Source organism: Microcystis sp. M53602_WE12 (genome assembly GCF_030065455.1).
GTDB classification, from domain to species: domain Bacteria; phylum Cyanobacteriota; class Cyanobacteriia; order Cyanobacteriales; family Microcystaceae; genus Microcystis; species Microcystis aeruginosa.
In genome coordinates this window covers 1-10,083 of the sequence record NZ_JASJFB010000886.1, presented here as the reverse complement: position 1 = coordinate 10,083, position 10,083 = coordinate 1, and the positions used below count along the sequence as shown (strand labels likewise).

The window sequence follows — 10,083 nt, the reverse complement described above, 5'->3', positions numbered from 1 at the left end:
TAAATTCTCTCTAGCATTTTCTGGCTCTCGGGGTTTAGGTCTCTAATCAATCTCATTGTATTTTCCTGCTGCTTCGTTTTTTTATGTATTATACTTCTTAATTTTTTATTTGGGTAATTAATTTTGCATGACTACTTACCTCATTCTTGACGGGGAGCCATTCATGGTGTTAATATAATTTTGTCCCAGATCGCAACTATACATACATCAACGGTGATTGCCCAAAAAATTACTTTTTCTAATGGATTGGAATGTTACTACAGTAGTAGCAAAGAGGAAACAGAATACATTTTTTCGGAAATATTTACTGAAAGGCAATATGAAGGGCATGATATCGTCATCAAAGAAGGCGATGTGATCTTTGATGTTGGAGCTAATATCGGTCTATTCTCTATTTTTGTCAAGGGAGTTGAACCAACAGCAAAAGTTTTCGCCTTTGAGCCAATCAAGCCAACTTTTGAGGTTTTGCAAAAAAATATTCATTTGCATTCTTTAGAGGATGTTGTTTTATTTAACTGTGGATTAAGTTCAGAGAATAACCCAGCAAAAATCTTTACTTTTTATCCCAATATGTCTGCTAATTCAACCACAAAGCCAGAGGATACCTTGGCTGCATTAGAAGATATTCAAGTCGATCAGAATTCCCAAAAAATAGAAAATTTGTTTGAAGAGTTTTTCCAAGAAAAAGAACAAGTAGCCTGTGAAGTAAGAACTCTATCTTCCGTAATTAATGAACTCGGTATTGACTCCATTGACTTACTGAAAATTGACGTGGAAGGAGAAGAATACGAAGTATTTCAAGGCATCGAAGCTAAAGACTGGCCGAAAATCAAGCAAATAGTGGCTGAAATTCACGATCAAAAGGGACGCTTAAAGCAAATAAGCCAAATGCTGGCAGACAATGGCTTCAAAATTCAACTAGAAAAAAGAGAATTACTACCTTTGACATTCGTGGATATTTTCCATTTATACGCTGTGCGTTAGTGGTTGAACTTTTATTCTCAAAGTTAATCTATTTTTCCAGAAAATTGGTTAATAACTGACTGAAACGTTGGGCAATAATCGGGGCATCAAATTCTGAAACTTTCGCTCTACCTGCCTTCCCTAAGGAACGAGCTTTTTCTGGATTGAGAAGCACTTCCGCTAATTTACTGGCTAAATCTTCGGCATCTAAGGGGTTGGCTAATAGACCTTGTACACCATCTTCAATCAACTCCGGTGTCGAGGAGGAACGACTGGCGACAATCGGTTTATAACTGGCCATAGCTTCAGCAAAAACTATACCAAATCCTTCTTGCAGACTAGGTAAACAAAAAACTTGACAATCAAGATATTCTTGGATCAGTTCTTGATAGGAAAGATAGCCGAGAAAAGTAACATTTTGCTCTAAATTGAGTTCTTGTGCCAGACGGCGTAAATTATTCCATTCAGGACCTTTGCTGGCAATTCTTACCTCTACATCGGGTATTTGACGGCGGAGAATTGCGGCGGCGCGGATCAAAGTGGCAACATTTTTGCGGGGATACTGGACACCGACACAAAACACAGTCGGCCTCCTCTGCTCGCGGTTTTTTTCCTCATACTTGACCGAGGCTACCGCTGCATCCCAACCTTTGAGATCAATTAGAGAATGAACAATTTCGATATTGCCATCATACTGATAAAGTTGCTTGAGTCTAGTGCGGGAATATTCACTGATAGAGATGACCAGATCTGCACGATGGACGTTCACTTTCTCGGCTTTTGCCATCAATTCTAGAGAAGTTCGCACCCAACCCCGCTCAAAGGTGGCCTCATCGGCAATAATACCAAGAATATAAACAATAAAGGGTACTTTCAGGCGATCGCTGATGGCGTAACCATCCATATCGTAACCCACCACCAGATCATAGTCGTCAAAACAACGGGGATCGAGTCGCCAATTCCAAAGAAAGCGATGAGCCATATAACCTAACGGCCCCGATGCTTTGGCCGGCGAGAAGACATCAACCACATGACCCTGGGAGCGCAACTCGTTAGTCAGATGGATATTGGTGACGAAGGTACCACTTCCGCGCTTGACATTTTGGGGAGTTGCTGTGATGATTGCTATCTTCATTTTTTGTCAAAGTTTATGGCAGCGGTTGGATGATGATGGGAAAATTAGAACAAATAAGGTAGGCGGGAGTGGGTGCGAATCAAATCTTGATTTTCCCTGATAACATTCTCAAAATCTATGGACGAACGGATATCCTCGCGTCCGTTAGCTTTTTTCGTCAAAACGATGAAATGTCCCTATGGAGTATTAGGATGTTAGAAAACAAACGCAGATTGATTAATTATCCATAGGAAAGCGGTTATCAAAAATAACCGCTTCTGCAATTTTCCAAGAATCTCTTTAACGTTCGCGGCGACCGAAATTTTTGCGCTCACCGCGGCCACCACCGCCAAAATTATCTTCTTTGGGACGAGCTTTATTGACTTTCATCTGTCGTCCCATCCATTCGGCCCCGTCAAGAGTTTCGATCGCTTTTGCTTCTTCCTCATCGGAGGACATTTCCACAAAACCAAAACCGCGCATTTTACCCGTTTCCCGATCTACGGGCAAGTAAACGCGACTAACTGTGCCGTATTCAGCGAATACCTCTTTCAAGTCATCTGTCGTGACGTCATAAACCAGATTACCAACGTAAATCGTCATGGATTGTCTCCCAATATCACAGCCATTTCGAGAAGGAGATCGGACACAACCCAGTCAAGGCCATCAGGGAAAAACCACTTCTGTTTGAAACCAATGCTGCTACCGAACCTAACTACTCTCTCTAAACTAGCATAGCTGATCAGTGATCGGTGATCAGTAGGAGTAGGGAGTATTAAGTGAGCAGTATTACAAGGCGGTTTTCTGCTTTCTTTTCACTGATTACTGTTCACCGATAACTGATTAGGGTAGCCAAGGATATTGACTAAAATCGGGGGGACGTTTTTCGAGGAAAGCCTGTTTACCTTCGGCTCCTTCGGCGGTCATATAGTAGAGTAAAGTGGCATTGCCCGCTAACTCCTGTAAACCCGCTTGACCATCACAATCAGCATTAAAAGCCGATTTTAGGCAGCGAATCGCCAAGGGACTTTTTTCGAGAATTTCTAAGGACCATTTAATCCCTTCCCGCTCTAATTCCTCCACCGGGACGACATGGTTAACCAAACCCATTTCTAAAGCTTGTTGGGCGTTATACTGCCGACAGAGAAACCAAATCTCGCGAGCCTTTTTCTGACCGACCACCCGGGCTAGATAACTAGAGCCGAAACCGCCGTCAAAACTGCCCACTTTCGGACCGGTCTGGCCAAAAATGGCGTTATCCGCTGCTAAGGTTAAATCACAAACCAAGTGTAAAACATGACCGCCCCCGACCGCATAACCTGCCACCAGCGCGATAACTACCTTGGGGATGGAGCGAATTAATTTCTGTAAATCCAGCACATTGAGCCGGGGTACGCCATCATCGCCAATATAACCCGCCTGACCGCGCACCGTCTGATCGCCGCCGGAACAAAAAGCATATTTGCCGTCGCTGTGGGGACCTGCACCCGTGAGCAATACTACCCCAATGCGGGCATCCTCGCGAGCATCACAGAAAGCGTCGTAAAGCTCAAAAACTGTCTTCGGACGGAAGGCATTACGCTTATGGGGGCGATTTATAGTGATTTTGGCGATTCCCCCCCATTTATGGTAAAGAATATCCTCGTAGGTTTTTACGGATTGCCATTCAACGGTCATAGTCTCGGTTATCGGCACAGCTTTTTTACCTTACCTCATTTTGTCCCCCACTTTGAAGCCTGGAGCGCCAGAATAGGGGAATGGATAGTTGACCGAAAAGGTTTAAAGCTGATTCCCTTCTTGATGTTTTCTGAGTATTTATTCAAAATAAGTAGCTGGTTATAATTAAATTTAAAATGGATTTTAGGTTCGATCCCCCCTGCCCCCCTTGATAAGGGGGGTGCCGATCCCCCCTTAGTCCCCCCTTAATCCCCCCTTAATAAGGGGGGCATCTGAAAGTTTTTAATACCTACCTACTTACATTTATCCTATTTACTAACTTTAAAGAGGTAAAAATAAGAGTACAAGTAATAAAACTAAGCTTGAATCATTAGAGTTTTATTTGAGGCTAAAATATCCAATAACAATTTATCCTGATGATGACGGGGGATATGTATCAGAAATTAAGGATCTTCCGGGATGTTTCACTCAGGGAGAAACCATAGAGGAAACCTTAATCAGTAAACAGTAATCAGTAATCAGTAATCAGTGAACTGAAAACTTACATCTGATAACCGATAACTGATCACTGATCACTGAAAACTCACATCTGATAACTGAAAACTCACATCTGATAACTGATAACTGAATTAAAGCCATTCGATTTCTTTAGCTTTTTCGGGTAGTTTAGCCGTGGCTTGTCCTTGGCTGCGGGACTGAAACCCAATTAAATCGAGGGGAGTAGCCAATAAATCTACTAAATCTGCTTGACCAAACAGTAACTTGAGAGTATTTTTTGGTAGCTCTTTTAATAACCAACGACTGAGAGTAAAAAATAACTCTTGATTGGTTAAAGGTCGCATCAATTCGACACCATACAATTCGTGAAGATAGCGATTCGAGCGCCCATAACGTTTTAATTGACTTCTTAAGTCTTCTAAGGTGGAACGATGACGATGGTAAATAATTGCCTCTGGTGCGTAGGTTAATTGCCAGTCGGTTTGTTGTTGAATACGCCAACAGATATCGGCATCACCACCGGTAGTTAAATAAGGACGAAATAAACCAACTTTTTGAAAAGCTTCTCGACGAATAGCGAGGTTAGCAGTTTGACCGTAGGGACAAAAAGAATGTTCTAAAAGAAATTTTGGTGACATAAAGTTACGACGTTCTGCATACTTTTCCAAGCAAGTGGAACCAGTTAAGGCAGCAATTTCACCCACTACCAGACCGATGTTAGGATCACTAAAGGGTTGGATCAATTCTGTCAACCATTGCGGTGCGGGACGACAATCGGCATCGGTAAAGGCCAGAAAAGGATAACGAGCGCTTTTGATCCCTTTGTTGCGAGCAGCGTAGGAGCTTTGTATCTGATTTTCGCTTAAAATGATCAGGTTCAGTCCCCGCTGTTCTTCTGCTGCCTTTCCTAATAATTCTGCCGTGCGATCGCTACTATTATTATCAACTAAAATATATTCAACTAATTGACGGGGATAGGTCTGTTTGGCTAAACAATCAATGAGAGGGGGTAGATCTTTCTCTCCGTTATAAATTGGCACGATCACGGATACTTCGGGAAAGAACTGCAAGGTAGTTGACATCGTTGGAGTCCAATAAACGGGGGACGGTTGAACTATTCGCTACAATACTACTATAATCAATAGCAACAAAAAGCAAGTCTATCGTCAATTATTTTAGACCAACGATGAAAAGTTTCTTCCGAAAATTATTTTTCTATGTGGGTATTCTTTGGCTCTCACCCTTAATCATTGCTTTTCAGGTAGCTAACAATCGAGAACTTATCTTAGGTGATGTGCGGCGTTGGGTAGAGTTATTAGGTTGGGAAAAAAGAGCAGATTCGTTACAATTGTTAGCTCTGTGTCTGGAGGCAAAAGAATTTAGAAATTTATATTATTGTCGTCTTTTTCAAGGTGGTTCATTCAGCCGTTTTTTTATGTATATTCTTAGGTTTTTCTATCGAGAAAGTTCCTATTTATTTCTAGATTCTTCTTGTTCGATTGGCAAAGGATTATTTATTCAACACGGTTTTAGTACGATTGTTATGGCGGATTTGGGCGATAACTGTTGGATTAATCAACAGGTAACAATTGGCTATAAAGATAAAAGCGGTCGCCCCAAAATTGGCAATAATGTCAGGATTACCGCCGGTGCTAAAGTCTTGGGAAACATTACCATAGGCGATAATGTCACCGTGGGCGCAAATTCAGTGGTAGTCAAAGATGTTCCACCTAATTGTGTGGTGGTGGGTATTCCCGCTCGTATTATTAAACGGGACGGCGTTAAAGTAGATGAAAAATTATAAACGTTGACTTAAAATATATTCGGCAATTGCCAGATCTCCCGGAGTCGTAATTTTTAAGTTAGTTTCTTCACCGACGACAATTTTGACGGGAAAACCACATTTTTCTAATAAGGCGGCATCGTCGGTGACTTCCCAATCTAATTTTCGGCCCTGTTCATGACATTCTTTTAATAATTTTACCTGAAAACCCTGGGGCGTTTGGGCCGCCCACAACTGCGAGCGATCCGGTGTATCCTCAATCCAGCCCTTGCTATCGACAATTTTAATCGTATCTTTCACCGGAATCGCCGCAATGAAACCCTGACAAGTGGCTAAAGCGGCGGCACAGCGATCAAATAATTCGGGAGTGGCTAAACAGCGCGCCCCATCGTGAATTAAAACCGTCTCAGCCCCCTCTGGTAGGGCTTGTAAGCCATTATAAACCGATTTTTGTCTGGTTTCACCTCCTTGGATGATTTGCACGGGTTTAAGGGCATTTATAGGGGTGATAATTTCTCGGATATCCTCAAAGTCTTCCGGTTGTGCCATGATGCCAATCCAGATAATTGCCCTCGATTCCATGGCAGCCAGCAAAGTCCAAGCCAGGAGAGGTTTTCCGTGCAGGGTGAGCAGTAATTTATTGCGATCGCTGCCCATCCGTTTACCCATTCCCGCTGCTGGAATTAACAAATACATATTTTTTTCAGGTAAAAAGTTAACAAGAGTCAGGAAAGAGAATTCAGTGGACAGGAGTGGGGAGCTTTTTGCCTCTTATTTGTAAACAGTAATCACTGTCCGGCTGATGGTTAATCGCTTAAATAACCCAAAAACTATGCCTCTTAAGAGAATAAATCGAGGGGAAAGTGACCATAAGTACCGACTAATTGATCATTTTCTGACTGACAAGAAACCAGGACACCGCGATAGGTTCCCGTATAGGAATCGAGATAGGAAGCTTGTCTTTGGGTATTGTATTTAATATACACCGCTCCCTGTTCTGGTTGGTCTTCTGGGAGACTATTAGGTAGGGGGTATCCCAGGGCTTGTAGATAACTTTTCAGGGCTTTAAATCCCTCTTCATTGTTATCGGCACAGATACCTAAATTAATTGATTCCGAACCTTGGTTAACTAATAAAATTGCCTGTCTTAGAGCTTCTTCTTCTTCGGGGGATTGGGCAATTTTTAGTTGAATACATCCATATTCTTTTAGGAGTTTCAAGGCTTCTTCCATAGACATGAGCGGTTAGATATGTGGGGCTAAAGATAAAAAATCAACTGTTGCTGCTGTCCTTACCGACAAATTCCCAAGAAAAAAAGCCCTAAATCATTGGGGTTTAGAGATAGGAAAATTTTGCATTGGTCTTATCATATCAGGTTGGGGACAGGAAAATTTATCGGGGTTGTTCGAGCGCTCCGGGTTGTGCGTACATTTCACTCACTGCTTTTTGATAGCCAAAGTAAGCACCTATAATAATTCCAGTGCCAAAACCGATCGCTAGGTAAGGCAAAATTATACTGAGGGGAAAAGAGGAGTGTCTCCGATGAGATAGGGAAAATCGCTCACCAGTCGCCACAATATTCTCAGCAGCTTCAGTGAACTCCTCCCGTTTTTCTAGGGCTTTTTCTTCAGTTGTTTCAGAGTCTTCCAAAGCTTCTGGCGCATCTTCCGGGTCATTTTCGGCGATTTCTGCGGTTATTATCGGCAAAGAGTTTAATTTGGTGACAAGATTGACGATTAAATCATCTTGACTCAGGGTTATCGATTCTTGCCAAGCGGGGATATCGGATGCCTCGGTCATACCGTAAACGATCACTTGTTCTAATCCATCGATGCCCAAGCTTTTGATTTCTGCCGACAAAAAAGGTAATAACTTGTGTTGATTGGGTATATTTTTGGATTGAACTTTTAGAGTCAGGGCATTTTCTTGCGGGGTGGCTTCAACAACCTCTATTTTTCTGGTTAAGAGACTTTGGTTAAGTAGAGCAATAATAGCGGCTGGCTCCTGGAGTTTAGCGGCATGGATAAGTTGTGACTGATTCATGACCTTGAGGGGCTAAGGAGGGGATATTATAATACTAAACCCTGTGGAAAAGGTATAGGAAAGTGGGTGAGTGCCGGAGCAGGGGGAAACCATCCATAACTGGGTTTTTAAAGTTGAATTGGGACTTAATCATGGTATTAAAAACCGATTTGGTATCGGTCTGTCCATCCCTGCCCCCGGTGCCACTTAAATTTCCGCCACGGCTCTTTCGATTAAACGACGAGCCAGGGTTTGAATACCGGTATGTTCATAGTAATTGGTGGTCATATCGAGGAATGCCCCAACATATACCAATTTATCGGCAGAAAAGTCGATAAATCCCTGAATTTTGCTCAATAATCCCTGCTGGCTCAAACTGCGCTGGCTGACAAAACCACTCATCCAACCTTTAGTGGAGTCGAAACTTTGACCGATAAAGTCTAATTTTCTGGCAGTATTTCCCCCCGGAATCAATTCTTTAATACTGCCGAAAGTGGAGTTAGATTCTAATTCTTCCGGGGTGAGAATGCTGAGGCCCGATTCCACTTTCCGGATAAAACTGCCCCCCAGGGGAATTAAACCATCCAAACAAACTAACGCCGCCATCCGCATCAGGGATTCGCCGCTATAATCTCCCAGAGAAGCGACGAAATCATCGATACTATCGCCCGGAATGCCATTAATTTGACAAAAAGCGACTAATTCTGTCACTAATTTCAAGGTTAGATCGATGGTTTGCGCTTTTTCGGGGGCAGGGGTTAATTTTTCGATTAAACCGCCCATGAGGGGAATTTTACCACCGACGACATTAGCAAGAGAGGCGGCGGCTAGGGCATTATCGGCGCTGTCGATGGTTTGGTAGAGCCAGAGCGCCCGTTGATAGCCCTGGGATTTATCATTAAACAACCAAACGGCTCGATCGCCAATCTGTTGGATCATGCTTTCGTCGGTTTCGCCGGTGACTTTGATAATCGTATTTTTAAACCCGACTAGGTTATCCCACTGTCCCGGCACGACATAATCAAGGGTTTTGAGAACTTTGACGGTGAGATTATTAGTCGGTAATTCGTCCACCAGTTCAAAAATTGGCTTACTCACGGATGTCTCCTTACTTTAATTTTGCTAGACCATCTAAATCGAACTTAGCTAACCAAGCTTGGCGATCGCTGGAAGAAAAATCTGGCTCCCGCGATAAAACCTTGACTTGATAGCGATTATTGACTAAAACGGCGCTGGCGGTTGCACCCTGTTCCACAGAGGGAAAACCTTTAATTGTGGTTTGACTGTCTTGGAATTTATTGGCCGCCGCGGGATTATTGCTGATGTCAGATATGGCTAACATAGCCAGAACTTTGCCATCTTGCTTCAGTTTTGCCTCAGCAAAGCCTTTTTTCTCCTGGGTATAGACGCGCTCGTATCCTCCCCCAGAAGGCGGGAAAAACCGATTAAAACTGCCGCCAGAGGTGGATTCTTTCACCACTGCCGCCGCCCCGCGAGCGGTACTTTCTTGTTGCGCTTGGTCAAATTGTGAGGGAGCTTTAGCACAGGAAGTTACTAGCAAAAGTACCGCCAATACCCCTGCTATCAAGATTTTGCCAAATCGAAAGTTCATAGTTATCTTAATTAAAACTTACTAATGTTTGTTTGTAGTATATCTCTCGCTTATTGCTGATTATTGTTAAGTTTTTCTAGATTCTCTCACACCAGACCGAAAAAAAACAGAAAATCAGCAAAATTCGAGTCAATAACGAAGGCAGGAGGCAGTCCCGATGAAAAAATTTTCACCCCCACAGATGAAAGAGGTTTCTTTCCCTACACCCTACACCCCACACCCCACACCCCACACCCCACACCCTGCCCCCACCGAAAAACTTTTTGCCGCAAACCCCAGCTACAGGCCCGCAATTGCCCCTCGCGCCATAGATGCGATCGCTTGTTCCGTGGCCCGGGGTAGATGATAATATTTACCCCCGGCTTTTAGGGCTAATTCTTTGGCAAAACCAGTGGAGACGAATTTTTTCTCCGT

The 10,083-nt window shown here is 43.1% G+C and carries 13 protein-coding genes; 4 read left to right on the top strand and 9 right to left on the bottom strand.

Annotated features, from left to right (window positions below; all coding sequences use genetic code 11):
- Window positions 1–213: 213 nt before the first annotated feature.
- On the top strand, window positions 214–984 hold the full coding sequence (locus tag PX482_RS27035) for an FkbM family methyltransferase (RefSeq protein ID WP_288096189.1): 771 nt from the start codon (window positions 214–216) through the stop codon (window positions 982–984).
- 28 nt (window positions 985–1,012) lie between these two features.
- Here the strand turns inward: PX482_RS27035 and PX482_RS27030 are convergent, their stop codons facing one another.
- The 3 genes from PX482_RS27030 to menB all read right to left on the bottom strand — a co-directional run bounded on the left by PX482_RS27030 (window position 1,013) and on the right by menB (window position 3,754).
- A complete protein-coding gene (locus tag PX482_RS27030) occupies window positions 1,013–2,098 on the bottom strand; it encodes a glycosyltransferase family 4 protein (protein ID WP_002759508.1) in 1,086 nt (361 codons plus the stop codon).
- Between the two features lie 279 nt (window positions 2,099–2,377).
- The gene (rbp, locus tag PX482_RS27025; RefSeq protein WP_002759510.1) at window positions 2,378–2,680 is read right to left on the bottom strand and encodes an RNA-binding regulator; all 303 of its coding nucleotides are present in this window, start codon (window positions 2,678–2,680) and stop codon (window positions 2,378–2,380) included.
- Between the two features lie 240 nt (window positions 2,681–2,920).
- Window positions 2,921–3,754: a 1,4-dihydroxy-2-naphthoyl-CoA synthase gene (menB, locus tag PX482_RS27020; RefSeq protein ID WP_043999569.1), complete on the bottom strand. Its 834-nt coding sequence runs from the start codon at window positions 3,752–3,754 to the stop codon at window positions 2,921–2,923.
- Between the two features lie 382 nt (window positions 3,755–4,136).
- On the opposite strand from menB, the gene PX482_RS27015 reads away from it, so the two are divergent.
- Window positions 4,137–4,265, top strand: coding sequence for a type II toxin-antitoxin system HicB family antitoxin (locus PX482_RS27015; RefSeq protein ID WP_071825078.1), 129 nt, complete (start codon window positions 4,137–4,139; stop codon window positions 4,263–4,265).
- Window positions 4,266–4,383: 118 nt separating this feature from the next.
- Here PX482_RS27015 and PX482_RS27010 read toward each other — a convergent pair whose 3' ends face one another.
- Window positions 4,384–5,334, bottom strand: a complete 951-nt coding sequence (locus PX482_RS27010) for a glycosyltransferase family 2 protein (protein WP_002761243.1) — start codon at window positions 5,332–5,334, stop codon at window positions 4,384–4,386.
- A 104-nt stretch (window positions 5,335–5,438) separates the two neighbouring features.
- Between PX482_RS27010 and PX482_RS27005 the strand changes: the two genes are divergently transcribed.
- Window positions 5,439–6,056, top strand: a complete 618-nt coding sequence (locus PX482_RS27005) for a serine O-acetyltransferase (protein ID WP_002761245.1) — start codon at window positions 5,439–5,441, stop codon at window positions 6,054–6,056.
- Here PX482_RS27005 and ispD read toward each other — a convergent pair.
- From ispD to PX482_RS26980, 5 genes are all read right to left on the bottom strand, one after another.
- Window positions 6,051–6,731 carry a 2-C-methyl-D-erythritol 4-phosphate cytidylyltransferase gene (ispD, locus tag PX482_RS27000; protein WP_288028236.1) on the bottom strand — a complete coding sequence of 227 codons (681 nt, stop codon included), beginning with the start codon at window positions 6,729–6,731 and terminating at the stop codon, window positions 6,051–6,053. The two genes, PX482_RS27005 and ispD, sit on opposite strands and share 6 nt — an antisense overlap.
- Window positions 6,732–6,874: 143 nt before the next feature.
- On the bottom strand, window positions 6,875–7,273 hold the full coding sequence (locus PX482_RS26995) for a DUF1824 family protein (protein WP_002799415.1): 399 nt from the start codon (window positions 7,271–7,273) through the stop codon (window positions 6,875–6,877).
- Between the two features lie 154 nt (window positions 7,274–7,427).
- Complete coding sequence (locus PX482_RS26990) at window positions 7,428–8,078, bottom strand: hypothetical protein (RefSeq protein WP_288094442.1); 651 nt, start codon at window positions 8,076–8,078, stop codon at window positions 7,428–7,430.
- 186 nt (window positions 8,079–8,264) lie between these two features.
- Window positions 8,265–9,155, bottom strand: a complete 891-nt coding sequence (locus tag PX482_RS26985) for a hypothetical protein (RefSeq protein WP_288123258.1) — start codon at window positions 9,153–9,155, stop codon at window positions 8,265–8,267.
- A gap of 10 nt (window positions 9,156–9,165) precedes the next feature.
- Window positions 9,166–9,669, bottom strand: coding sequence for a hypothetical protein (locus PX482_RS26980; protein WP_002761255.1), 504 nt, complete (start codon window positions 9,667–9,669; stop codon window positions 9,166–9,168).
- 157 nt (window positions 9,670–9,826) lie between these two features.
- On the opposite strand from PX482_RS26980, the gene PX482_RS26975 reads away from it, so the two are divergent.
- Window positions 9,827–10,015, top strand: coding sequence for a hypothetical protein (locus PX482_RS26975; protein WP_288123257.1), 189 nt, complete (start codon window positions 9,827–9,829; stop codon window positions 10,013–10,015).
- Window positions 10,016–10,083 lie beyond the last annotated feature (68 nt).